This window comes from Bartonella sp. B39 (assembly GCF_053795145.1).
The window spans coordinates 1,673,178-1,699,208 of the sequence record NZ_CP200036.1 but is presented as its reverse complement, the minus strand read 5'-3'; the positions used below and the strand labels follow the sequence as shown (position 1 = coordinate 1,699,208).

Annotated in this window: 18 protein-coding genes and 1 pseudogene; 12 read left to right on the top strand and 7 right to left on the bottom strand. The window is 40.4% G+C overall.

Annotation, left to right across the window (positions count from 1 at the left end; genetic code table 11):
* Positions 1 to 254: 254 nt before the first annotated feature.
* On the bottom strand, positions 255 to 2,213 hold the full coding sequence (acs, locus tag V4P57_RS07760) for an acetate--CoA ligase (RefSeq protein WP_455465961.1): 1,959 nt from the start codon (positions 2,211 to 2,213) through the stop codon (positions 255 to 257).
* Positions 2,214 to 4,756: 2,543 nt separating this feature from the next.
* Positions 4,757 to 5,479, bottom strand: a complete 723-nt coding sequence (locus V4P57_RS07755; protein WP_455465960.1) for a YggS family pyridoxal phosphate-dependent enzyme — start codon at positions 5,477 to 5,479, stop codon at positions 4,757 to 4,759.
* A 160-nt stretch (positions 5,480 to 5,639) separates the two neighbouring features.
* Here V4P57_RS07755 and leuS point away from each other — a divergent pair, with 160 nt between their 5' ends.
* Positions 5,640 to 8,282, top strand: a complete 2,643-nt coding sequence (leuS, locus tag V4P57_RS07750; RefSeq protein WP_455465959.1) for a leucine--tRNA ligase — start codon at positions 5,640 to 5,642, stop codon at positions 8,280 to 8,282.
* Positions 8,269 to 8,859, top strand: a complete 591-nt coding sequence (gene lptE, locus V4P57_RS07745) for an LPS assembly lipoprotein LptE (RefSeq protein ID WP_455465958.1) — start codon at positions 8,269 to 8,271, stop codon at positions 8,857 to 8,859. The genes leuS and lptE overlap by 14 nt, the downstream gene beginning before the upstream one ends.
* An 8-nt stretch (positions 8,860 to 8,867) precedes the next feature.
* On the opposite strand, the gene fsa is transcribed toward lptE, so the two are convergent.
* A complete protein-coding gene (fsa, locus tag V4P57_RS07740) occupies positions 8,868 to 9,509 on the bottom strand; it encodes a fructose-6-phosphate aldolase (protein ID WP_455465957.1) in 642 nt (213 codons plus the stop codon).
* Between the two features lie 683 nt (positions 9,510 to 10,192).
* Here fsa and V4P57_RS07735 point away from each other — a divergent pair.
* The 8 genes from V4P57_RS07735 to V4P57_RS07700 all read left to right on the top strand — a co-directional run bounded on the left by V4P57_RS07735 (position 10,193) and on the right by V4P57_RS07700 (position 20,842).
* Positions 10,193 to 12,430, top strand: a complete 2,238-nt coding sequence (locus V4P57_RS07735) for a primosomal protein N' (RefSeq protein WP_455465956.1) — start codon at positions 10,193 to 10,195, stop codon at positions 12,428 to 12,430.
* Positions 12,431 to 13,003: 573 nt separating this feature from the next.
* Positions 13,004 to 13,588 (top strand): ATP synthase F1 subunit delta, encoded by a 585-nt coding sequence (atpH, locus tag V4P57_RS07730; protein WP_455465955.1) that lies wholly within the window; start codon positions 13,004 to 13,006, stop codon positions 13,586 to 13,588.
* Positions 13,588 to 15,123 (top strand): F0F1 ATP synthase subunit alpha, encoded by a 1,536-nt coding sequence (atpA, locus tag V4P57_RS07725; protein WP_455465954.1) that lies wholly within the window; start codon positions 13,588 to 13,590, stop codon positions 15,121 to 15,123. Before atpH ends, atpA begins: the two co-directional genes overlap by 1 nt.
* 20 nt (positions 15,124 to 15,143) lie before the next feature.
* Complete coding sequence (locus tag V4P57_RS07720) at positions 15,144 to 16,055, top strand: F0F1 ATP synthase subunit gamma (RefSeq protein ID WP_455465953.1); 912 nt, start codon at positions 15,144 to 15,146, stop codon at positions 16,053 to 16,055.
* Between the two features lie 19 nt (positions 16,056 to 16,074).
* Positions 16,075 to 17,667: a F0F1 ATP synthase subunit beta gene (atpD, locus tag V4P57_RS07715; protein ID WP_455465952.1), complete on the top strand. Its 1,593-nt coding sequence runs from the start codon at positions 16,075 to 16,077 to the stop codon at positions 17,665 to 17,667.
* Between the two features lie 72 nt (positions 17,668 to 17,739).
* Positions 17,740 to 18,153: an ATP synthase F1 subunit epsilon gene (atpC, locus tag V4P57_RS07710; RefSeq protein WP_455465951.1), complete on the top strand. Its 414-nt coding sequence runs from the start codon at positions 17,740 to 17,742 to the stop codon at positions 18,151 to 18,153.
* A gap of 23 nt (positions 18,154 to 18,176) precedes the next feature.
* Entirely contained in the window at positions 18,177 to 19,838 is a 1,662-nt protein-coding gene (locus V4P57_RS07705; protein ID WP_455465950.1) for an MFS transporter, read from the top strand.
* Positions 19,835 to 20,842 carry an HlyD family secretion protein gene (locus V4P57_RS07700; protein WP_455465949.1) on the top strand — a complete coding sequence of 336 codons (1,008 nt, stop codon included), beginning with the start codon at positions 19,835 to 19,837 and terminating at the stop codon, positions 20,840 to 20,842. The genes V4P57_RS07705 and V4P57_RS07700 overlap by 4 nt, the downstream gene beginning before the upstream one ends.
* Before the next feature lie 273 nt (positions 20,843 to 21,115).
* Here V4P57_RS07700 and V4P57_RS07695 read toward each other — a convergent pair.
* Positions 21,116 to 21,352 (bottom strand): annotated as a pseudogene (locus tag V4P57_RS07695) (hypothetical protein).
* 256 nt (positions 21,353 to 21,608) lie between these two features.
* On the opposite strand from V4P57_RS07695, the gene ispG reads away from it, so the two are divergent.
* Positions 21,609 to 22,868: a flavodoxin-dependent (E)-4-hydroxy-3-methylbut-2-enyl-diphosphate synthase gene (gene ispG / locus V4P57_RS07690; RefSeq protein ID WP_455465948.1), complete on the top strand. Its 1,260-nt coding sequence runs from the start codon at positions 21,609 to 21,611 to the stop codon at positions 22,866 to 22,868.
* 75 nt (positions 22,869 to 22,943) lie between these two features.
* Here ispG and V4P57_RS07685 read toward each other — a convergent pair whose 3' ends face one another.
* Positions 22,944 to 23,846, bottom strand: coding sequence for a polyprenyl synthetase family protein (locus V4P57_RS07685; RefSeq protein WP_455465947.1), 903 nt, complete (start codon positions 23,844 to 23,846; stop codon positions 22,944 to 22,946).
* 298 nt (positions 23,847 to 24,144) lie between these two features.
* On the opposite strand from V4P57_RS07685, the gene rpmF reads away from it, so the two are divergent.
* Positions 24,145 to 24,324: a 50S ribosomal protein L32 gene (gene rpmF / locus V4P57_RS07680; RefSeq protein ID WP_011181291.1), complete on the top strand. Its 180-nt coding sequence runs from the start codon at positions 24,145 to 24,147 to the stop codon at positions 24,322 to 24,324.
* Positions 24,325 to 24,798: 474 nt separating this feature from the next.
* Here rpmF and V4P57_RS07675 read toward each other — a convergent pair whose 3' ends face one another.
* Complete coding sequence (locus tag V4P57_RS07675) at positions 24,799 to 25,383, bottom strand: CarD family transcriptional regulator (protein WP_455465946.1); 585 nt, start codon at positions 25,381 to 25,383, stop codon at positions 24,799 to 24,801.
* 305 nt (positions 25,384 to 25,688) lie between these two features.
* Entirely contained in the window at positions 25,689 to 26,027 is a 339-nt protein-coding gene (fdxA, locus tag V4P57_RS07670; RefSeq protein WP_019221118.1) for a ferredoxin FdxA, read from the bottom strand.
* Positions 26,028 to 26,031 lie beyond the last annotated feature (4 nt).

The following is a 26,031-nucleotide window of genomic DNA, read 5'->3' as shown; positions in this document are numbered from 1 at the left end:
AATGGTCTTTCATGTTTTGTAGTTGGCAAAAGTTATTTTGCTTTTATTTTTCAGGTTTTTCTCAGCATTCATACTCCATAATTTGAATGTTTTTCTTCAACCGTTTTGATTTATTATTGAGAAAAACTGTCTCTTTTCAGAGAGATTAGATAGCTTCATGCGATGTTTTCTTTTTTACTTTTATCGGTGACTTTAGCAAAAATGCAGAGACAGTTCTAGCAGCAACGCTAAAGTCGCCGTTGGTGTTTTGCCAATTAACCAGTGGTTTCTCTATTTTGATGGTTGGCAATAAGATCCTCAACGACTTGTGGTTCGGCAAGGGTTGAAATATCTCCTAGATCATCAAAATTGTTTTCAGCAATTTTTCGCAAAATACGTCTCATAATTTTGCCCGATCGTGTTTTTGGAAGCTGCGGGGCAAACTGAATTTTATCCAATATGGCTATGGAGCCAATTTCCTTTCTGACATGCCGAATAAGGTCTTTATGTAACTCTTCACTAGCCGGTGTTCCTTCCATTAAGGTGATAAAGCTATAAATTCCCTGTCCTTTAATGGGATGAGGATATCCGACAATGGCTGCTTCTGAAACAGCGGGATGAGAAACCAGTGCTGACTCAATTTCAGCTGTTCCTAGCCTATGCCCAGAGACATTGAGAATATCATCAACTCGTCCTGTAATCCAATAATAGCCATCGCTATCGCGTTTACAGCCATCGCCTGTAAAATATTTTCCATCATATATGGAAAAATAGGTTTGAACAAAGCGTTCATGATCATTATAGAGCGTGCGCATTTGACCCGGCCATGAGTCAATAATGCAAAGATTGCCTTCTGCTTCATCTTCTAAAATATTGCCTTGGCTATCTACGATTTGAGGTTGTACACCAAAGAATGGACGGGTGGCTGATCCTGCTTTTAAGCTTGTTGCACCAGGTAGGGGCGTGATCATATGCCCTCCTGTTTCTGTTTGCCACCATGTATCGATAATAGGGCATCGGCTGTCTCCCACCGTATGATAAAACCATTCCCATGCTTCTGGATTAATCGGTTCTCCTACTGTACCTAAAAGACGCAACGATGTTCTTGCCGAGTGTTCGACAAAGGAATCTCCTGCACCCATTAATGCACGAATAGCAGTTGGTGCGGTGTAGAGCGTATTGACTTTATGTTTATCGACAATTTCCCAGAATCTACCCTGGTCGGGAAAGGTTGGTACTCCTTCAAACATTAAAGTAGTAGCACCGTTGCATAAAGGTCCATAAACCAAGTAAGAATGACCAGTGATCCAGCCAATATCAGCAGTACTCCAGTAAATTTCACCGGGATGATAATCAAAAACATATTGGTGTGTCATCGATGCATAAACAAGATAGCCGGCTGTTGTATGCAAAACACCTTTGGGTTTACCCGTTGAGCCTGAGGTATAAAGAATAAAAAGTGGATCTTCAGCGTTCATCTTTTCTACTGGGCAATCCGTTTTGGCGTGAGGTATTTCCTCATGGTACCAAAAATCACGTCCCTCTACCCAATGAATTGTTCCACAGGTACGCCGTATGACCATAACTTTATTCACATGCAAATTCTGGTGGGCTGCTATGTCAATGGCATGGTTAACATTGTCTTTTAAGTTGATCCGTTTGCCTCCACGTAAGCCTTGATCAGCGGTAATGATGAAGGTCGATTTACAATCAACAAGACGTCCTGCTATTGCTTCAGCAGAAAAACCAGCAAAAATAACCGAATGAATGGCACCAATGCGAGCGCAGGCTAGCATGGCATAAATGGCTTCTGGGATCATGGGTAGATAAATGGTAACCCTGTCGCCTTTTTTTACGCCGTGCTTCTTTAAGATATTGGCAAATCGACAGACATATTCATAAAGCGCGTTATAGGTTATTTTTTTATCATGATAAGGGTTATCTCCTTCCCAAATCAGCGCAATGTTGTCACCATGGGTTTTTAAATGGCGATCAATACAGTTATAGGCAACATTTGTTACTCCATCCTCGTACCATTTAATTGATACCTCTTCGTTAAAGGAAGTATTTTTTACTTTTGTATAAGGCTTAAACCATTCAATGCGTTGACCATGTTTTGCCCAGAAACTTTCTGGATCATCGATACTCTCCCGGTACCATTGTTGATAGGTTTCCTCATCAATCAAAGCATTTTTTTTTATATTATCTGGTATTGGATAGTTTTTTTCAGACATAATTTCCCTCTCTTGTAATTTATTATTTGGAAAAGTCAGTTGCTATATTTTTGTGTTTTTTAGCAGAACTTTCCCAAAAAGCTTTTTATTCAATAAAAAGCTTCTTGAGATTAGACTAATTTACGAAGGTTTGCACAGTCAATTTTTAAAATTAGCCGCGTTTGTCATTACGTTTATATTTTGAGAGAGCTTTTTATAAACCGAGAAAAAAATTAAAGTTTAAAAATAACTTGATATAAAAGTTAAAAGGAGATGAGATGAGAGCGTCCGTAGGTTATCGGCATTATTTGTAAAGTCATCTTCGAAGGGCGAATATTGCCATGTTACAGGTTTATTACTTCCATAAATGTAAAAAATACTAGTATTCAGTGTTGTGCCGTTATACCATTCACTGAATATGCTGAGAGACGATGCTAGGAGATGGGATTGAGAGCAAGGAGAGATGTTTCTTAAAGATCCATATAAGATACGAATAAATTGAAAGATAAAATGAATTTCTTGCTTGTTTTTTAGGGAAAAAAGAAATTAGGTGAACTATCCGGTTATGCACGTCTTTAAAATATCATTAAAGTAATGGTGGAGTGTATCGGATAATTTATCGATTTGAATTTTTAGTTTGCTCTCTTTTATTTTAAAAAGAATACATTCATTAATGTATTAATATAAACCAAAATATCTACATAAATTGTCTACAATAAGCAGCATAATTCCTCCTGATAATGCTGATATTATAGATAATTTCTAACTAAAACTACTGAATAATTTCATAAGAGTAGCAGTTGTAGGGACAATTATAATAAGCATCCAAAACAACTTTACGATTTCATAACGAATATCCATTATAAAAAAAACCTGGTTATAGTATATAATGCTAATAGATATCTCTGAAAAACCTTTTATCCATAGATATAGATATTTAAGTTTGGTATATTTTTAAAACAATTACAAAATTACCAACTTCAGAGATATCTTCAAGCTATTCTCTATAAATTAGAACTAACATTGTTGTCACCATGGGTTTTTAAATGGCGATCAATGCAGTTATAGGCAACATTTGTTGCTCCATCCTCCATAAATTTTCTGTCCGAGACCCAAAAGAGCACCTCCCGTGTATCCCGCTGTGAAAGATGCGACTCCAGCTGAAAATGCACCTGCTGCTCTTCCAGCTATACCACCTAGCAATAGCTCCGCTTATTCCTGCCGGCCCTCCCTGTTTTGAAGCCTTGTGTATTCATGTGAGAAATAAAATCACTAGGGCTACATGCTCTTCCATAAACAGGTGTTGAATCATTTAAATTATAAACTAAACCTGGACCAAAATTACGTATATAAATCCTCCTTTAATTTTGAAATAAACGTATCATAATGATACATGAAAAGGATTATGATTTATCTTTTTAAGATGTCAAACATAATTTTGAAAAATAGTAATAAAAATATGTATAAAAATAAAATATATTATGGAATATATTTACTATATATAAATTATTATTTTTAAACAAATAATATTCTTAATTATAAATATAAAATTGATTATAATTTTATTTTAATAAAACAATAAAAGCAAATAGGTAATGCTGAAAATTGGTAGTTTTTCTTAGTTCAGAAAAACTACAAAGAAATATATTCATACTATCTTCGAATTCAGTTTCTTTGTCTTTGTTTGCACACACGTGCTGGGTAATCTTTTTGTTTTTTAGGCGATTGTTGACCGCATCTTACCCTTCAAGCATGTGGAAAGCCTTTATGTCATGCTTGGTCGTTATGATTGCTATCCATGCTGTCTATCGTGGCTCTTAGCACTTACTTTTATGAGCATTTAGGGGTTTATTTGGCTCATAGGCTCAGATGCGAATTTGGGTGCCGTATTTACATCCATGTTTTAAGCTTATCCTTGCCTGCTTTGCGTACTTGGTAAGTGGAGGAATTATTTACATGGATTGGTGAGGTTGATACAATTCGTAGTGTTTAATGAGAACTATTGTGCAACTGTGCTGAATTTTTTCGTGATCATTTAGCTTTCAATATTCTTTTCCATGAGTGTATAATGCATCTTTATCGTTCTCATTATTTTGCCTTTGTTTTAGGTACAGGAAATGATTGATGATATTGAAAGTGTTGATTTTTATCTCACTATAGACGGTAAAAAAATAAAATTAACTGAAAAAGATAATAATCATCTAAAAAATACTTAATCTGGAAAATCTTATAACAAAATTATTAATTAATAAAGATGACGATAAATAAAAATCCCTCTGGTTGCAACAGAGGGTCTAAAGTGGGGGTAACATTGAAGATTAAAGTCAATGTCAAAAAGTGAATTACAAAATTTAAAAAGCAGATAAAATACGCAAGTTCATATCTTAGCACTTCTTTAGGCATAGAAACAATCGATGAATTTATACCAACTAAACCTGTTAGTACTGAAAATGTCCGTAAAACTAACAGAAAATTAAAAAAAATGGCAAGAGGGAAAGAAATTTAAGCAGAAAAAAGAAAATTTTGCTGTATAGTAGGTTCCTTACATTTCAGTAAAAATAAATTCAGACAGGGCGTGTTCCAAATAAAGCAGAGCCAATGCGGAGCACGTTGGAGCCAAATTGAAGAGCTGTTTTAAAGTCATTAGACATGCCCATTGAAAGTTTTGGGAGACCCGCTTTTTTTGCTAATTTTGCTAACAGCGCGAAATAGGGACCAGGATTCTCTTGTACGGGGGGAATCGCCATAAGGCCAATAATATTAAGTCCATAGTGATTTTTACACTGGTTGACAAAAGATATCACTTCTTGTGGTGCGATACCACTTTTTTGCGGCTCTAGCCCAATGTTGACTTGAATATAGCAGGGGAGATGTTTTTTTTGTTTTTCCATTTCTTTAGCCAAATTCTTGGCTATTTTTTCGCGGTCAACGGTTTGGATGACATCAAAAATTTTTACCGCATCTGCTGTTTTATTCGATTGTAGGGGACCGATGAGGTGAAGTTTAATGGTTGCAAATTGTTGGCGTAGATTAGGCCATTTTTCAGCAGCTTCTTGCACACGGTTTTCTGCGAAAAGACGCTGCCCTGCTTGTAAAAGGGGAAGTATGTTATCTGCAGAGACAGTTTTTGAAACAGCGATAAGTTCGACCTTATCTGTGGGCCGATTGTAGTCTTGACATGTTTCAGCAATGTCTTTTTGAAGGTTTTTCCACGTTTCAACGCAATATGTTTCAACACAAGGGGTACGAGGGGAAGGGACACCAGGCGAGGTATTTGCTGTATTCATCTTCTTATACTTTCTATTTTTATTCAGTTATTGGGCGATTGTTTGTCAGAGCTTTGTAAAATACTTAGTAAAATATTTATTGAAAATATTGACGATAGAGTTAATTCGTGGTCAAGCATGAAACAGGTTTTAGTTCAATTTTATAAAGAGTATCATAGAAATGACGATTGAACGTTATATTTTAGGTGAACGCTATAATCCACGTGCCCGCGAGAAAAAATGGCAAGAAATTTGGGATGAAAAGAAAATTTTTCAGACTGTCCAAGAAGATTGCCGTGAAAAATATTATGTTTTAGAAATGTTTCCTTACCCTTCTGGGCGCATTCACATGGGGCATGTGCGCAATTATGCCATGGGAGATGTCGTTGCCCGCTATAAACGCGCTAAGGGGTTTAATGTGTTGCATCCTATGGGGTGGGATGCTTTTGGGATGCCGGCGGAAAATGCTGCTATGCAAAATAAAGTGCATCCCAAAACGTGGACTTATCAGAATATTGCTGTGATGCGCGGGCAATTAAAGCAATTAGGGCTCTCTCTAGATTGGGCGCGTGAGTTTGCGACTTGTGATGTGGATTATTACCATCGTCAACAAATGTTGTTTCTTGATTTCTATCAGAAGGGCTTGGTTACGCGTAAAGTGGCTAAGGTGAATTGGGACCCCGTTGACCACACTGTTTTGGCAAATGAGCAGGTTGTTGATGGGCGGGGATGGCGTTCTGGTGCGTTGGTGGAACAGCGTGAATTGACGCAGTGGTTTTTTAAAATTAGCGATTTTAGTGAAGATCTCTTGGCAGGCCTGGAAGAGCTGGAGCAGTGGCCGGAAAAAGTCCGCACGATGCAAAAGAATTGGATCGGGAAGTCACAAGGTTTGCTGATTCGTTGGGCTTTAAAGACAGCAGAGGGTGCTGATGCGGTTCGTGAGGCGTTTGATGAGGTTGTCTGTTATTCAACGCGTCCTGATACGCTTTTTGGTGCTTCTTTTTTGGCATTGTCTTTTGATCATCCCATTGCACAAGCTCTTGCACAAAAAGACAAAGCACTCAGCGCTTTTATTGAAGAGTGTCGGTGTGGTGGAACGACAACCGTAGCGCTTGAAACAGCTGAAAAACGAGGATTTCGCACGCCGCTTTTGGCTGTTCATCCCTTTGATTCAACGGTGCATATTCCCGTTTTTATTGCCAATTTTGTGCTCATGGACTACGGAACAGGAGCTGTTTTTGGGTGTCCTGCGCATGATCAGAGGGATTTGGATTTTGCACATAAATATGACCTTGGTGTGCAGCCGGTGGTTTTACCAAAAGGGGTTGAGAGAGAAGATTTTGTGATTTCTGAAACGGCTTATACTGGTGATGGCGTGATGATCAATTCCAGATTTTTGGATGGTTTGACACCACAACAAGCTTTTGAAGCTGCAGCCAAAAGGCTTGAAGGACAAATGCTTGGAGGGCAGCCTCAGGGGAAAAAAACAGTGCAATTTCGATTGCGCGATTGGGGGATTTCGCGGCAACGTTATTGGGGATGTCCGATTCCGATGATCCATTGTACCTCTTGCGGAGTGGTTCCTGTGCCGCGCACCGATTTGCCGGTCGTGTTGCCTGATGATGTGACTTTTGATCAACCTGGCAATCCACTTGAGCGTCATGAAACATGGAAAAAAGTGGCTTGTCCTGTTTGTGGTCAACCTGCTAAACGTGAAACTGATACCATGGATACATTTGTTGACTCCTCTTGGTATTATGCCCGCTTTACGGCACCTTGTGCACAAGAACCTGTCGACAAACAAGCAATCTGTGAATGGTTGCCTGTGCAACAATATATTGGTGGAATTGAACATGCCATTCTTCATCTTCTCTATGCACGCTTTTTTATGCGTGCCATGAAATTGATCGGACATGTGACTGTTGATGAGCCTTTTAAGGGGCTTTTTACCCAAGGTATGGTGGTTCATGAAACGTATCGGGATGAACAGGGGTGGGTTTCACCAGAAGAAATTTCGATTGTTGAAAAAGATGGCAAACGACAGGCTTATAAATTAACCGATCAAAGCGAGGTGACGATTGGTTTGATTGAAAAAATGTCAAAATCAAAGAAGAATGTTGTTGATCCTGATGATATTATCGCATCCTATGGAGCCGATACCGTGCGCTGGTTTGTTTTGTCAGATTCTCCTCCTGAACGGGATGTCATTTGGACAGAATCTGGTGTTGAAGGAGCATATCGCTTCGTGCAACGCGTTTGGCGCTATGTGGCTTTAGGTGCTCCAGTGTTAAGGGATGTGGCGCCTTGTGCTGGGAATAAGGGTGCAGCTTTAGAACTCTCAAAAGTAGCCCATCGCACACTTTGTGCGGTGGAAGATGATTTGGAAAAATTTGCCTTTAACCGAGCAATCGCACGCCTTTATGAATTCTTGAATATCATGGCGCCTTTACTAAATAATGTAGGGAATGTTGAAGATGAAATGAAGGCGTCTTTACGCCAAGCAATGGATTTTTTCCTTGCGATGATTGCGCCTATTATGCCTCATTTAGCAGAGGAATGCTACGCTGCTTTAGGGGGAAAATCTCTTGTTTCTGAGCTTCCTTGGCCCGTTTACGACCCCACGTTAACTGTTGAAGACTGCTACACTTTGCCGGTACAGATTAATGGTAGAAAGCGCGGTGAGGTAACTGTTGCTGCAACCGCTGATGAGGCAATGATTGAAGAGGCTGTGTTGGCTCTTGATTTTGTAAAGGCGCAGTTGGCTGAAAAATCGGTGAAAAAAATGATTATTGTTCCAAAAAGGATTGTGAATGTTGTTGTTTAGAAAATTTATTTTTGCAGGCTTAACCAGTTTTCTCACGCTTTTGTCTGGATGCAGAATTGAACCGCTTTATCAGCAGGTATCGCAGAATTCGATAACAATAGGTTCTGTGGATTCTGTTTTTGATGCTTCATCTCCAGAACTAAAATCTTTTATTCTTTCCGAAAAACTAGCCTCCATTGTCGTTGCTGAACCTTCCGATCGTTTTGGTCAAATGGTACGCAATCATTTGTTGTTTCTTCTTTATGGAAACGGGCGCAAACCTTCTACTCCAGCTTATCAATTGGCATTGAAAACATCCACGTTTACAAGGGAATCTGTACAGATAGAGGTGGATTTTGAGAAAAAGAGAGAGGGGAGACCTTCGGTTGGAACTGTGATGGGAAAAGTTTCCTATGTTTTACAAGATATGGAAGGTGTTCTTATTGCCGAAAGCACGATAAGCCTGAGCGCATCTTTTGAACGGCTTCGCCAAGAATATGCAACGATGCAAGCAGAAGAAAATGCGCGAAAGCATGTGGCTGAGGAGCTGGCTGAACAGATTTTATTGTTGCTTTCAAAAAATCTTTCAAATCATTAAGCGATATTTTATCCGGTTCTTTGCCAATCATCGAGGAAGATTTGCAAGCCTTTATCGGTTAGGGGATGTTTGACCAGCGCTTTTAAGATTGCTGGTGGAACAGTTGCAACATCCGCACCGCCTAGGGCAGCTTCTTTGACATGATTAACGGTGCGGATTGAGGCTGCTAAAATTTGTGTTTCAAAGTTATAGTTATCATAAATTGTGCGAATTTCGTGAAGCAATTCCACACCATCACTTGCGCAATCATCGAGCCTGCCAATAAAAGGTGAGACAAATGTTGCACCTGCTTTGGCGGCTAAAAGGGCTTGATTAGCAGAAAAACAGAGTGTGAGATTTGTTTTTAATCCTTGTGCTGTAAGGGCTTTACAGGCTTTTAATCCATCGAGCGTTAAAGGAAGCTTGATGCAAATATTATCGGCAATTTTTGCTAAAACAGCCGCTTCTTTCATCATGTTTTCAAACTGAGTTGCTGTAACTTCAGCAGAAACAGGCCCATCGATGAGGGCACAAATTTCTTTTGTTACCTCAAGAATATTACGTCCTGATTTTAGGATAAGGGAGGGGTTGGTGGTGACACCATCAACGAGGCTTAGATTTTGTAATTCTCTTATTTCTTCAATATTGGCGCTGTCCACAAAAAACTTCATGCCAAATCTCCTTGTCTTTAAACGCTTATTTAAAACCTCGGACGTTTCATCCTATTTTTAGTTATGCGTTATTGTTTATGGTAAAAGCAAGAGAGAGAATTACACTCTATTATAGGATTAGCCACGACATAAATTTGGAAAAAGAACAAAATCTGGGAGGGATTGTTTATATTGTGAGCATTTAAGGTATCCTTATTTAATGCATCAAACTCCATTTTATGAAGAGTGATGTGAGTTTTTATTTGTTTTCCAATGGGGAGTGGTGTGTGAAAACGCTTATTGCGGAAAAGGTGTTTTCGATAAGGAAATAATGATAAATCAGGCAAATGATTTTGTGCAATGCCATTACAAAACAAGCGGTGCGAATACTAAATGTGTGAACACTGATTGTATAAAAGAACTCGTGTAAAGTTACTATAGAACATGATGGAAAATGTAACGGAAGAATTGTTCCCCTTTTGGTGCTTTTTTTGCTGTGTATGCTTATCGTTGTTGGCTTACATTCATCTGCTATAGGGGAGACGTGGCTCTTTTTTTGTGGTTTAGTGATGGTTGGTGCATTTGTAAGGTGTTGTTGGAGGGTTGAAATGGTAAGTCTCGCAAAGGATTCTTCAGCAACAGATTTTAAAAGATAAGCAAGATGCTGTTTGTATAAGAGATTCGTATAAAATTTGAGACAAAAGATGAAGTCATATGTGACAAAAAACGTGAGAGGAGAAGATGTTAGAGAGGGAAAGATTGTTTCAGTCTTGGTACCTCTGCCTGTTGCTCAGGCTTATAGTTATGAGATGCCATCTGCTATGGAATGTGAGGTTGGATCTTTTGTTCGTGTTCCGGTAATGGGGCGCCAAGTTTGTGGTATTGTTGTGGATGTTGGAGAGCAGACGACAAAAGATAGGAAAATAACTGCTTCTGTGGCGCGTAAAAAACTCCGTTCTCTCCTTCATGTTTTTGATTGTCCGCCGTTAAAGGCTGAGATGATCGCGTTTTTGCGTTTTGTGAGCCGCTATACGATGGCACCTTTTGGTCTTGTTGCACGATTGGTTTTATGTGTACCTGCTGCTTTAGAACCTGAAGCACCAATGCTGGGCTTGCGGTATTGTGGGGGAGATGTGGAGCGTTTCACACCAGCACGATTGCGGGTTTTAGAGTTGGTGCGCGATGGTGCGGTTTGGACACGTTCTGGTCTTGCACATGCGGCAGGAACTTCTGTTTCCGTTGTTGAAGGGTTGAAAGCATTGGGGGTTTTTGAAGATGTTATGGTGCCAGTACCTGCTCTTGTGGGGATTCCTAATCCTGATTTTTGTCGTCCTCAATTGGAGGAAGCGCAGAATGAAGCAGCGCATCTTTTGCGAGAGGGTGTTTTGTCTTCTCGGTTTCAAGTTTTTTTGCTTGATGGGGTGACGGGGTCAGGAAAAACAGAAGTTTATTTTGAAGCGGTAGCTCAAGCGCTGACCTGTGGTAAGCAGATTTTGATTTTATTGCCGGAAATTGCTTTAACACAACAATTCTTAGATCGTTTTTATGCACGTTTTGGAGCATCAGCGGCAGAGTGGCATTCAGATTTGGCACCGCGTCGTCGGGAACGTGTATGGCGGCAAGTTGCAGAAGGACGGGTGCGGGTGGTTGCGGGAGCACGTTCGGCACTTTTTCTCCCCTTTCCAGAGCTTGGCTTAATCGTTGTTGATGAAGAACATGATGGTGCTTATAAACAGGAGGAGCGCATTTTTTATCATGCACGTGATATGGCGGTTGCACGAGGCTCTTTTGAGCATTTTCCCGTTATTTTATCTTCAGCAACACCGTCGATTGAAAGTCAGGCAAATGTCTTGGCAGGGCGTTATCAGCGGGTAAATTTGCCATCGCGTTTTAAAGCAGCAGCACTTCCGCAGTTGCAGGTGGTTGATATGCGTCAGGGCGGTGTGCAAAAGGGGCGTTTTATTTCTTCTGCTCTTGAGCATGCTTTGACACAAACTCTCGAGAAGGGTGAGCAAGCACTGCTTTTTCTCAATCGGCGTGGTTATGCACCTTTAACATTGTGCCGCGTTTGTGGACATCGTTTTCATTGTACGGACTGCTCAAGTTGGCTGGTGGAGCATCGTTCGCAAGGACAGCTCAAATGCCATCATTGCGGTTATCATCAGCCGCTTCCAGAAGCGTGCCCTGAATGTGGCACTTTAGATCATCTTGTGGCTTGCGGACCAGGCGTGGAAAGAATCGCCGAAGAAACACAGGGACTTTTTCCACAGGCGCAGTTGTTGATTTTGTCAACCGATCTCAAAGGTGGGATTGGCCAGTTACGACGTGAATTAGAAGCTGTTGCAAATGGTGATGTTGACATTATTATTGGGACGCAGCTTGTCGCTAAGGGGCACCATTTTCCTGGTCTTTCCCTGGTTGGAGTAATCGATGCTGATCTTGGTCTTGCTAATGGTGATTTACGTGCGGCTGAGCGCACCTTTCAACTTTTGTCTCAAGTGACAGGGCGGGCAGGGCGTATAGGGTTGGAAAGTTTAGGGTTATTGCAAACCTATCAACCTGATCATCCAGTGATACAAGCTTTGCTTTCGCAACAATGTGAGGACTTTTATACACACGAAATTGCTATGCGGAAGCAGCATCATTTGCCGCCTTATGGGCGGCTTGCTGCTTTGATTGTGTCTGCAGAAAAACGCCAAATTGCGGAACAGTATGCGCGTGCATTACGCCAAACGGCACCAAGAGAGAAAAATGTCTCAGTCATGGGACCGGCAGAAGCCCCACTGGCTCTTGTGCGGGGGCGTTATCGTTTTCGGCTTTTGCTCCAGGGACAACGTTCTTTTGATATGCAAGGGTTTATTCGTACCATGCTTGCAAATGCACCAAAAATGCCTTCTACGGTTCGGGTCCAAATTGATATTGATCCGCAAAGTTTTCTCTGAAGACAAAGAAGTATAATATGGAGGTTCATTTGCCCAAAAAATGCTCTTAAAAAGAGTCTTTTAAAAAGAATCTGTGGGGATATTCTCTTGCTTGGCGATGCCCTCTTAAAAGAGAGGTAATTTTAAGCAAAAAGATTGGTTGCTTATTTTTTAAGGGAACTCCGTTTTATTGCTTGTTTATCATCTTGAAATGATACATTTTTTCGGTGGAAAGGCATTTTAGGGAAAATGTTCCATTTCCAGATCGAAGAAGATCGTTTTGCTTCTGGTTTCATACCGTTTATGGAACGATAAGAAAAGAGACTTGAAAAAACTGTCAGAGGATGCCAAAAAGAGATATAGAAAAACGGATGACTCTTTGAAAAATCGTTTTCAAAATTATTTTGAATATTTTATTTAAAAATTTTAAGAAAGCGTCGATTTGGAGTGTTGCGAGTCGGTTATCTCTATGCTAGAAATCAAGAAGATTTTTATTTTGGGTTTTAAGAAAGAGATTCTTAAAATTTAGAATGTCTGTTTCATTATCATCTGATAATTATCAGAGAGTCGCTCAAGGGAAAGAGGCGGTATTTCGTGTCAGATTCATTTTCTCTTATACCGCTGCCATTGGTGGATCAACGTTATGCGCAGGCGCTTTTTGATTTCGTTCAAGAAGCAGAGGCTGTTGAAAAAGTTGAGAAGGCAGTGGCATCTTTTTTGCTTGTATTGGATCAAAATGAAGACTTAAAACGCTTTGTGGAGAGTCCATTCTTTTCAGTAAAAGAACAAGTTGAAGTTATGCATTCTGTTTGTAAGAGCATCAAATTTGCTGATGAGCGCGCTGGTAAGATTGTTGGTAATTTTTTACGCGTTATTGCGCTAAACCGTCGGCTTGGTGCTTTGTCTGGTATTTTGCATGCTTTTCAACGTCGTGTTGCTCTTTTTCGTAGAGAAATTTCGGTGCAGATTGTTTCTGCTTATCCATTGAGTTCTCAACAAGAACAAGAGTTGCGTGTGGCTTTGGAAGGTGTCGTTAGGGGAAAAATTTTGCTACATATCTTTGTTGATCCAACAATCCTTGGTGGATTGATCATTCGTGTGGGGTCGTCTCAGATTGATACGTCTCTTGTAACAAAATTATCTTCGCTTAAGCTTGTGTTGAAAAAAGAGGTCAGTTGATGGATATTAGACCATCTGAAATTTCAAAAATTCTCAAAGAACAAATCAGGAACTTTGACCAAAAGGCTGAAGTTTCAGAAATTGGTTGGGTTCTCTCTGTGGGTGATGGTATCGCCCGTGTGTATGGTTTGGATAATGTCCAAGCAGGAGAAATGGTTTCCTTTTCAAATGGTGTACGTGGTATGGCTTTGAATTTGGAAGTCGATAATGTTGGGGTCGTGATCTTCGGATCAGATCGTGATATTCGTGAAGGTGATTGTGTCAAGCGGTTAGGCGCTATCGTCGATGTTCCTGTTGGAACAGCTTTGCTCGGGCGTGTCGTTGATGCACTCGGAAACCCTATAGATGGTAAGGGGGCTATTAAAGCAACAGAGCGTCGTCGTGTCGATGTTAAAGCTCCTGGGATTATTCCGCGTCAGTCAGTGCATGAGCCAATGTCGACTGGATTGAAAGCCATTGATGCACTCATCCCTATTGGACGTGGACAGCGTGAATTGGTAATTGGAGACCGTCAAACGGGAAAAACAGCGATTTTGCTCGATACATTTTTAAATCAAAAGCCTTTTCATGAAAAAAATGCTGGAAAAGACCAAGAAAAAGTGTATTGTATCTATGTTGCCATTGGTCAAAAACGTTCAACAGTTGCACAATTCGTTAAGGTTTTAGAAGAGCGCGGGGCCCTTGAGTATTCCATTATTATAGCGGCTACAGCTTCTGATCCTGCTCCGTTGCAATTTATTGCACCTCTTGCTGGTTGCGCAATGGGGGAATATTTTCGTGATAATGGTCAACATGCTTTGATCGGTTATGATGATCTTTCAAAACAGGCTGTTGCTTATCGCCAAATGTCTCTTTTGCTTCGTCGCCCTCCTGGTCGTGAAGCTTACCCTGGTGATGTGTTCTATCTCCACTCGCGTCTTTTAGAGCGTGCTGCAAAATTAAATGCTGAGAATGGTTCCGGGTCTTTGACGGCTTTACCAGTGATTGAAACGCAGGCAAATGATGTTTCTGCTTACATTCCGACAAACGTGATTTCTATCACCGATGGGCAGATTTTTCTTGAAACAAATTTGTTTTATCAGGGAATTCGTCCTGCTGTAAATGTTGGTCTTTCTGTATCGCGTGTTGGTTCTGCCGCGCAAATTAAGGCAATGAAGCAAGTTGCAGGTTCGATCAAGGGTGAATTAGCACAATATCGGGAAATGGCAGCTTTTGCACAGTTTGGTTCAGATTTGGATGCATCAACGCAGCGTCTTTTGAACCGTGGTGCGCGTTTGACAGAATTGTTGAAGCAGCCGCAATTTTCTCCACTTAAAACCGAAGAACAGGTGGTTGTTATATTTGCTGGTGTGAATGGTTATCTTGATTCCTTGGCTGTTTCTGATGTTAGTCGATTTGAGCAGGGTCTTTTGACTCTCTTCCGTAGTGATCATCAAGATATTTTGAAGGCAATTGCTGATCAAAAACAAATAACCGATGAACTTAAGGATAGATTGATTACTGTTCTTAATACTTACGCGAAGAATTTTTCGTGATGAATTGATGGAATGCTCGAATGGCGTCACTAAAGGATCTTAGAGACCGTATCGCCTCGGTTAAGGCAACACAAAAAATTACCAAAGCTATGCAAATGGTTGCGGCGGCAAGATTGCATCGTGCGCAAGAAATGGCTCAGTCCGCGCGTCCTTATGCTCAGAGGATGGCTGCTATTTTAGCCAATGTTGCTGCTGATGTTGATGTGCTTGATGCGCCACCTCTCATGCGTGGCACAGGTCGAGATGATGTGCATCTTTTGGTGGTGTGTACCGCAGAGCGTGGATTGTGTGGTGCTTTTAATGTGCAGATTGCGCGTCGTGCACGCGAACAGATTAAGGCACTGCTTTCTGCCGGTAAAATCGTTAAAATTTTAACCGTGGGCAAAAAGGGAGCAGATATTTTATCGCGCGATTACAAAGCTTTGATGATTGATCACATCGATTTGCATTCTGTTAAGCGGATTGGTTTTGCAGAGGCGGCAATGATTAGTCAGCGGGTTGTTGATTTGTTCAATAAGGGCGCTTTTGATGTGTGTACGCTGTTTTATTCTGAATTTGTTTCAGTAATTAATCAACGTCCAACGGCTTTTGGCTTAATTCCAATGGTTTCTCCAAAAGGGGATGTTGAGGCAATAGACGTTGTTGAAAAAACGAATAAAAGCGCAGAGCTACAATCGATTGTTTATGATTATGAGCCCGATGCGGCATCCCTTTTGGATGCGCTTGTGCCACGCAATCTTTCAGTGCAAATCTTTCAGGCTTTGCTTGAAAATGTCGCTGGTGAAATGGGAGCAAAGATGACTGCTATGGATAATGCATCGCGCAATGCCGGTGAAATGATTAATAAATTGACGGTGGCTTATAATCGTCAGCGTCAGGCACAAATCACGACAGAGTTAATCGAAATTATTGCGGGCGCTGAGGCGCTTTAAATTGAAAAGGTAAGGATTGATGGTAAAAGCAGTGACGTCAAGCAAGGAAGCCGCAAAAGTTGAGAAAAAGAAATCAGCTGCTCGTTCAGGGGTGAAAAAATCCGCCTCGAAGTCTCAAACTGGCATAAAGAGTTCTTCTGATCCTGTGCGCGCTTCTCTTAAAGATACGCGTGAAAAAAGGGCAGTCGGTGAGATCAAACAAGTGATTGGCGCTGTCGTTGATGTGCAGTTTGAGGGTGCGTTGCCAAATATTCTTAATGCATTGGAAACAGAGAATTTAGGCAGTCGACTGGTTTTAGAAGTTGCTCAACATTTGGGTGAAAATACGGTGCGCACAATTGCCATGGATACAACAGATGGTCTTGTCCGTGGTCAGAAGGTTGTTGATACAGGAACACAGATCAGCGTGCCTGTTGGAGAAGCAACTCTTGGTCGTATTATGAATGTGATTGGAGAGCCAGTAGATAATGTTGGACCAATTGCAACGACAAAAACGCGCTCTATTCATCAGGACGCTCCTGAATATGTGGAGCAGTCAACAGTGTCAGAAATTCTTGTCACTGGTATTAAGGTTGTTGATTTGTTAGCACCTTATTCTAAAGGTGGAAAAATTGGTTTGTTTGGTGGTGCTGGGGTTGGTAAAACCGTTCTCATTATGGAGCTTATAAACAATATTGCAAAGGCCCATGGAGGATATTCAGTGTTTGCTGGCGTTGGAGAGCGTACACGTGAGGGAAATGATCTTTATTATGAAATGATCGAAAGCCGTGTGAATGTGAATCCAAAAGAAAATAATGGGTCAACGGAAGGATCAAAATGCGCGCTCGTTTATGGGCAAATGAATGAACCACCAGGAGCGCGTGCTCGTGTGGCTCTTTCAGGGTTAACTATTGCGGAAAGTTTTCGTGATGAAGGTCAAGATGTTCTTTTCTTCGTGGATAATATTTTCCGCTTTACGCAAGCAGGGGCTGAAGTGTCAGCGCTTTTAGGACGTATCCCTTCTGCTGTGGGTTATCAACCAACTTTGGCAACAGATATGGGGGCTTTGCAAGAACGTATTACAAGTACAAAAACAGGGTCTATTACCTCTGTGCAGGCTATTTATGTTCCAGCAGATGATTTAACAGATCCGGCACCCGCAACATCTTTTGCCCATTTGGATGCAACAACGGTTCTTTCGCGTTCGATTGCTGAAAAGGGAATCTATCCAGCAGTTGATCCGCTTGATTCTTTCTCACGCATGTTGGATCCATTGATTGTAGGTGAAGAGCATTATTCTGTTGCAAATCAGGTTCAAACCATTTTGCAACGTTATAGATCGCTGCAGGATATTATTGCTATTCTTGGAATGGATGAACTTTCTGAAGATGATAAATTGTTGGTAGGGCGGGCACGTAAAATTGAACGTTTCCTTTCGCAACCTTTCCATGTGGCTGAAGCCTTTACTGGATCGCCTGGAAAACTCGTGCCTTTAGAAGACACAATCAAAGGATTCAAAGGTCTTTGCGCTGGTGATTATGATGATCTCCCAGAAGCGGCTTTTTATATGGTTGGTGCGATTGATGAAGCCATTGAGAAAGGAAAGCGTCTCATTGCAGAAGCTTCTTCATAAGAAGAAATCTGTAACGAATGCTTGTTGTAAAAAGGACAAGAGGTCTTTGGATCGAGCTTCGTGGAGGTTATTGTGGAAAACAATAGAGTAGAATGTTTTTTGTTTGAGCTTGTGTCACCTGAAAAACTCGTATTTTCAGGACAAGTGGTGTCTGTTGTTCTTCCTTCGGCTTCAGGTGCTCTCACAGTCATGGCGCATCATGCGCCTTTGGTAGCAAGTATTGTCTTGGGCAGTGTTCGTATTCTCACTTCTTCGGGTGAAAAGCTCTTTGCTGTTTGTGGGGGTGTTGCGAATGTTACTTTTTCGGTGTGTTCTCTTTTGGTAGAAAAAGTTGTTGCTATTGAGCATCTTTCTTTTGATGTGTTGGAACGGCAGATTTTGCAAGTTCGAGCAACGTTAGAAGGGCTTTCAAGTGATGAGAAAAACCGCAAAATAGAGGAGTTTTTTCATCAACTGGCAGCTGGTGCTGAGTTGGTAGAGGTGTAAAGGATTATACAGGAAAAGGCGACATGGGCGGAAAAAGGAGTACGGTTGTGTCTGCTAAAAGGGGAGGAAAACCTTTTCCACATCCAGGTCGTGTTTTCGCTGGGCCTTTGCCAAAATGTTTTGTTTATATTTTTGCTTCTTTTATTTTACAATGGGCTTATGGTTTAGGCGCAAATGTTGTTCAGTCTAACATTGTCCATCTTACGGGAGATTTCCACGCAACTCTGACGGAAACCACATGGTTGGTTGCGGCTTATATGGCACCAAATGTCAGTGTTGCGATTATGTTGATCAAGATACGCTACCAGTTTGGGCTTCGGGCTTTTGCCGAATTATCAATTCTTGGCTTCGTTTTGGTTTGCATTTTACAACTTTTTGTGACGGATTTACGTTCCGCGCTGATTATTCGCTTTTTTGCTGGTATTGCTGCGGCGCCTTTGGCTTCCTTAGCACTCCTTTATATGATGGAAGCTTTTGCGCCAGCAAAGAAGTTTACTGTTGGTCTTAGCTTGAATTATATGAATGCAGCTTTAGCAGCACCTTTATCGCGTTTAATTTCGCCTGATTTGTTGGAACATGGTGGATTTTCTAGTCTTTCAGCAATGGAAATGGGGTTGGTTCTCATAAGTTTGGGGTGTATTTATGCTCTTCCACTGACCCCTGTTGTACGCAACAAGGTTATTCAGAAGTTGGACTGGGTGAGTTATGGTTTGATTGCGCTTGGTCTTGGACTCAATGCAGTGATCATGTCTGTTGGCATATTGTATTGGTGGTATGAAGCACCATGGATTGGTTGGGGGCTTGCACTTGCTATTTCCTTTTTGGTTATTGCGATTATTATTGAACTTAATAGAGAAAATCCGTTGATTGATTTACGCTGGCTTTTCAGTAAAGAAATGGTGCAATCTGTTCTCATTTTATTAGTCTTTCACGTTTTCTTGTTAGAACGGTCAACTTTAGCAGTAGGATTTTTTAATCTTTTTGGTTTATTAAATCGTGAGATGGCACCTATGTATCTTGCGGTTATATTGGGTAGCCTTTTAGGGGGTGGTGTTTGTGTCTTTTTTTTACGCACTGGGCGGGAGGATTATTTTTATCTTTTATCTTTGGCTTGTTTGGCAATTGGAGCTTATTTAGATAGTCATGTGAACTACTTAACGCGTCCCCAAGATATGATGTTGAGCCAAGGGTTGGTGAGTTTTAGTTATGCACTCTTTTTGCCTGCTGTTCTTTTTAGGGGGTTTGTTATTGCTGGTGAGAGAGGACCACGTTACGTTTTGAGTTTTATTGCTGTTTTTCTGCTCACGCAAGTGACGGGCGGATTGATGGGGTCAGCGCTTTTTGGTAGTCTGCAGTTTTTTTTCGCCCATAAGAACTTTGAGTCTTTAACACAAAATATTGTTGTGACAGATCCACGTATTTCGGTTGAGTTGAATGCCTTATTTTCGCCTTCTTACGGTGTTCCTATTTCAAATGTTTTAGCAGATGGACAAGGGGCAACTAGGCTGATTGAAGATTTTAAGTTAACAGCAAATATTTTTGCTTATGATGATGTCTTTCGGCTTTATTTTTATATTGCAATGGTTGTTTTTACTATTTTTCTTGTCAAAATATTTGTCAAGTCATGCTCTTTTTCTACATTCTTGAAGCAGGATAATATCAGTGAAGAGGGGTACAAAAAGTGATAAAAGCATTACGGTCAAGAGCGACGCTTATTGCATTCCTCTCAGGTGTTTTGGGTGTTTTGTTGATTTTATGGGCTTGGAGGTTCCCTCCTTTTGTCAGTACCATTCAAATAACCGATAATGCTTCCATTAAAGGTAATGTTACCTTGGTGAGTTCACAGATCTCAGGGGTGATTTCGCGCATTTATGTTCAAGATTATCAACGCGTTGAAAAGGGAATGCTGTTATTTGAACTCGATGATTCTCTTTTTCGCCAGCAGCTTGCAAGAGCACAGGCTGTTTTGGATTCAAAAAATGCAAAACTTGCAAGTATTATGTTGCAGGCGCAGTTTTTGCAGGGAGAAATTAATACAGCAGAAGCGGAATTGGCACGTTCTCGCGCATTCTCTAATGTTCTTCATGAACACAAGAAGTTGGATTTTGGTGATACTGCAAATTCTGTGTCTCGTCCTCTTTCGCAATTGTTGGAAGCACTTGACACAAAACGTCAATTGCAAAAACAATTAGACCTTGAACGAAAAAATTTAGAGTCAGAAGTTACAGAAGCAAAGGTTGGTGTTGAATTGGCTAAGCTCAATCTGGGTCATACTAAGATTTTATCTCCTAGAACGGGGTATATTGGGTTGGTTGGCGCGCGCGTGGGACAATATGTTTTGCCTGGTACGCAATTGGTGTCGGTCATTTCTGATGATATTTGGATTATTGCAAATTATAAGGAAACACAGCTTTTTCAAATGCGTGTAGGACAACCGGTTATTTTTTCTGTTGATGCATTGAACAATAAAAAATTAACAGGACGTGTGGTCCGTTTTGCGCCTGCGACAGGCTCAGAATTTTCACTGTTAAAAACGGACACTACAATTGGTAATTTTATTAAGATTGCACAGCGTATTTCGGTACGTATTGCCTTAGATCCTGGACAGGAAGGGGCTGAAAAGCTCATCCCTGGAATGTCTGTGGTTACTTATGTGGATACTGCACCGCGAGCCAATTCTGGAGGTTAAGATTTTGGATTCCCTTAGTTTTATGTCTGTATCTTTTACTTATAGCAAGTGGGCATTTACCCTAGGAGATTTGATTTGGTTTGTTATATTTGAGCTTTTTAGATTCCTAAAGTTCTTGCTTTCCTACAAAAGTAATCCTGATATTCTGTACGTTATTTTTTCGGGTATGTAGAAAAATGCCTACTTTGAGGTGGGTATTGAAAAGTTTTACTGTTGGTTTTGTCTTTAATTTTTACGTACCAGTAAGAAGATCGTTAAAATTATCCCTGCGGCTCATGCGATGGTTGTTTTAGGGTTTGCTTTAGCTTTTTTCTTCAATTGCGTAGCGTGCTCATTGAGATGGTAAAGCGCATAACGGCCTTTTTGTTTCTATGTGTCAAGCATATCGGAGATGTTCTCAAAGCTGCTGCTATTGGAATGTGAAGGGCTTACAGCTACGAGTTCATTTTTTAATTGTACAATATGTTCTTTAATTTTAGCATTTTTGAAATGTGTTGAGAATAGGCACATCTGCTGGTTCCTTCATATTTTATAGTGTTTTATAACAGTTAAAATTGTGGCGGGGATTTTTATATAACTACTTGAAAATAGAACAGTTGCATTGATTGCGCTGCTTGTTGGTGTGTGGTGAAAGTTAATAATTGTGGTTCAAAGAGGAAATTTTTGCCTTCTTTTTTTTAATTATCCTATTTTTAAAATTGTACTTTAACACATATTGTTGTAAATGGTGCTTGATAGATGCGAAGTTTCACAATTTGAGGATATAATGAGCAAAACATATTATTTTTCTAAACCTTTTGAGCGCCGTCAGTCTGTTCCTGTTGCGGTGGACGGTGTAGTTGTTGGTGGTAACAGCCCAATCGTCGTTCAATCAATGACAAATACTGATACTGCTGATGTTGATGCAACAGTCGAGCAAACTGCTGCTCTTTGGCGGGCTGGTTCGGAATTGGTTCGGATAACAGTTGATCGTGACGAAGCTGCTGCTGCTGTACCTAAAATACGGGAAAAATTGGAAAAGTTGGGTGTTGTCGTACCATTGGTGGGGGATTTCCATTATATTGGTCATAAACTTTTAGCAGAACATCCTGCATGTGCTGAGGCTCTTGCAAAATATCGGATCAATCCTGGAAATGTTGGTTTTGGTGCAAAGAAAGATCGTCAATTTTCGGAAATTATCGAGATTGCTTGTCGGTATAATAAACCTATTCGAATTGGTGTGAATTGGGGATCACTGGACAATGTTTTGTTGACACGGCTTATGGATGAAAATGCTAAGCAGAAAAGTCCTTTACCTGTTGTTGAAGTGATGCGGGAAGCCGTCGTTCAGTCGGCTCTTCATTCGGCCATTTGGGCTGAAGAGCTAGGGTTGGGGCGTGATAAAATTATTCTTTCTGCTAAAGTGAGTGATGTGCAAGATCTCGTTGCTGTTTACATTGCCTTAGCGGAGCGTTGTGATTATGCGCTCCATTTGGGATTAACAGAAGCAGGTATGGGAACAAAAGGTATTGTTGCTTCCTCAGTGTCTATGGGTATTTTGTTACAGCAAGGGATTGGGGATACAATCCGTATTTCATTAACACCTGAACCTGGCGGAGATCGGACACGAGAAGTGAGAGTTTCTCAAGAGCTTTTGCAGGTGATGGGATTTCGGCAATTTTTACCTGTTGTTACTGCTTGCCCTGGATGTGGTCGCACGAGCTCGACAGTCTTTCAGGAATTAGCACAAAAAATTGAAGCGAATTTATGTAAGAATATGCCCGTTTGGCGTGAAAAATACCCTGGTGTTGAAGGGTTGAAGGTCGCGGTGATGGGTTGCATTGTCAATGGACCAGGGGAATCAAAGCATGCTGATATTGGGATTTCATTACCTGGAATGGGTGAAAATCCAGCGGCTCCTGTTTTTATTGAGGGTAAAAAGGTGAAGATTTTGCGTGGCAACAATATTGCTGAGGAATTTGAAACAATACTCGGTGACTACATTCATACACGCTTTGGGCAAACTGAAGAAAAATCCTTGAATTGAGCATAAAACAAAGAAAATCTTTTGTTGTGCATACCCTTCTCCTTGTGTTTTGTTGTTTGTGTAGCAAGTGAATTTTTAATTTTTGCGTGTTGCACTAAAGCGGGCTGCTTGTTGAAGGGGCTTTGCTTTGTCGCCAAAAGGGTGTAACAGTGCTTCTGCTTTAGCGACGAGTTCGTCCCGTTTTTTTTGTGTTTCTTCAATGCCGTAAAGACGAACAAAGGTGGCTTTATGTGCTGTTTCATCTTTACCGGCGGTTTTGCCTAGGACTTCACTTGTAGTGGTGACATCGAGAAGATCATCCGTCAATTGAAAAGCTAAACCAAGATATGTTCCAAAAGCAGCAAGTTCTTGGGTTAATTCTTTTGAAGCATTGCCGATGATTGCTCCTGCTTGGCACGCAAAGCTTATAAGGGCGGCTGTTTTCATGCGTTGGAGGGTGATAATGTTGTTGCACTCTTGTGGTTTTTTTTCCGCCGCAAGGTCAAGCATTTGACCGCCTACCATACCACCAACTCCTGATGCTTGTGCAAGAGTTGTGATCAGCTTTATTCTGGTGTCAGAAGAGAGGGCACAGGCTTTATCGGCAATGATTTCAAAAGCAAAAGTCAAAAGGGCGTTGCCTGCTAGAATCGCTGTTGCTTCATCAAATGCTACGTGGACGGTGGGTTGCCCGCGTCGAAGTGTGTCGTTATCCATGGCGGGAAGATCATCATGAATAAGCGAATAGCAGTGAACACATTCTAAGGCACAAGCGACATCAAGAGCGTGTTCAACAGGGATGTCAAAAAGAGCAGCACTTTGTATAATAAGAAAAGGACGCAAACGCTTACCGCCATTCAGCACACCATGACGCATGGCTTTGATAAGGACTTCAGGACGAGCAATTTCACCATTTTGAACTTTATCACTTAACAGCGTATCAAGTCGCTTTTCAATGGTATGACCATGTTTTGCAAGAAGGGTAGTAAATTCGTGCATTCTTTCTTCCTTGTGTTTTTGCAAAATAGAATCTTGGAATTTACAAGATAGAAGGTTGCTGCTTTTTCTTGCTTTAGTCAATCTGCATAGTCTTTTTTTATTAAAAAATCATTTTCTTGATACTTATGCCCACTGTATGCAGAAGTCTCTGTTAAAGCCAAACAAAAAATGCAATGAAAGTCTAGCCAAAAGCTTTTAATCAGTGTATAACTCCCCTAAATTTTATGGTGTTTTTGATAAAGGCTGTATCATTATTGATGCTGCCTGTTTTATTTTAACGGATTTGGAGTGTCTCTTTATGGCTGTACCTAAACGAAAAACCTCTCCATCGAAGCGGGGTATGCGCCGTTCGGCTGATGCCTTGAAGGCGCCAACTTATATCGAGGATAAAAATTCCGGTGAATTGCGTCGCCCTCATCATATTGATTTAAAAACAGGGATGTATCGCGGACGTTCAGTTTTGCCTGCTAAAGATTGAGCATTTTGTCTTTCTATAAAAGGGTTAATATCCATTTTATACACAAGTAGGTGTATGCACGGGTGGGATATGTTTTGCAGTTATTTTTCTTAATGAGGATAGTGAAGCACAAAATATTCCCCTCGTGCACTGGATTGAAGGCGTTTTATGTGGCCATGTGTCATGAACAAAATGATAAAAAAGATCTCTGTAAGTATTGATGAAATAAGTTTTATAATAAATTATTTTTCCTAAGCGATATTCTTAAAATATAGAGTATAAAAAGGGCTAAAGAAAGTTTAAATAGCAGTTTTATTATAATATGTGAAGTTGTGATGTTACTTCACATCTTTTTTAATTCCACTAATGTTATTTTTGAATAAAAGAACCTAATCTCCTATTCAATATTCTTTTTTCGATCAAGATTTAAAAATAAAAAACGAAACCATCGATATGCTGGTTTCGTTTTTTATCAAAATTTTTTAGCTTATTTTATTATGCAGCGTAGATAGCTTCACCGTTTGTGTTCGCTTCATTCCTCTCAGCTTTAAATTCATGCTTTGATTTTTTTGAAAGATGCTTCTCTATGAGATTGATAGCTTCTGTTTCAGAAAGATTATTGATAACAGCAATCTCACGGGCCATTCTTTCAAGTGCAGCAGTATAAAGCTGACGTTCAGAATAAGATTGCTCAGGCTGTAGATTTGAGCGAAAAAGATCGCGCACCACTTCAGCAATACAAATAAGATCCCCAGAATTGATTTTAGCATCATACTCTTGAGCACGCCGTGACCACATGGTCCGTTTAACACGTGCTTTTCCATGTAAAATCTTTAATGCGCGTTCGACGGAATCAACAGCTGATAATTTGCGCATTCCAACGGAAAGGGCCTTTGCAATGGGCACTTTGACATCCATTTTATCTTTTGCAAAATGAATGACAAAAAGTTTTAGTTTATGTCCTGCAACTTCTTGATCTTCAATCGCTATAATTTGCCCCACTCCATGGGTAGGATAAACAATATATTCAGAGGTTGAAAATTCTTTAACATTGGAGGACGTTCCTTGCTGGGATGCCATATTTTAGTTTACTCCCTTTATGACCAAAAAATGTATCGGAAAACAGGCTATAAACCTGATATTGAGTATTCTTAACCAAGTATATTACAATAATTAAGTGAGCATAAAAGTTGAGTACTTTTAAATCCAACAAAAAAACACATCGCTCTACAAAAAAAGCAAAAAACAATACTTAGAAAGATGATCACGTTAAAATAACATTAACATCAAAGTTCAAAAGAATCAATCATTTCACTCAGGAATTTTTATTTTTACAAGAGAATTTTCTTCACTTTTGAAGCTATATGACGTGTGTTGTATCATTATTATTCACCACTTCCTGGGTTTTCTGAAAAATACTTTTCTAATTTATCTGGAACGCCATCCATTTCTTTCGCTTGAGGAAGAGGGTCTTTGCGGGTAGTTAGATTAGGCCATTTGTTTGCATAATGAAGATTAAGCTCTAACCACTTTTCTAGCCCCGGTTCGGTATCAGGTTTAATGGCTTCTGCTGGACATTCTGGCTCGCACACACCACAATCTATACACTCATCAGGGTGAATGACAAGCATATTCTCACCTTCATAAAAGCAGTCGACAGGGCAAACGTCAACGCAATCAGTATATTTGCAATGAATGCAGTTGTCGGTCACTACATAAGCCAAGATC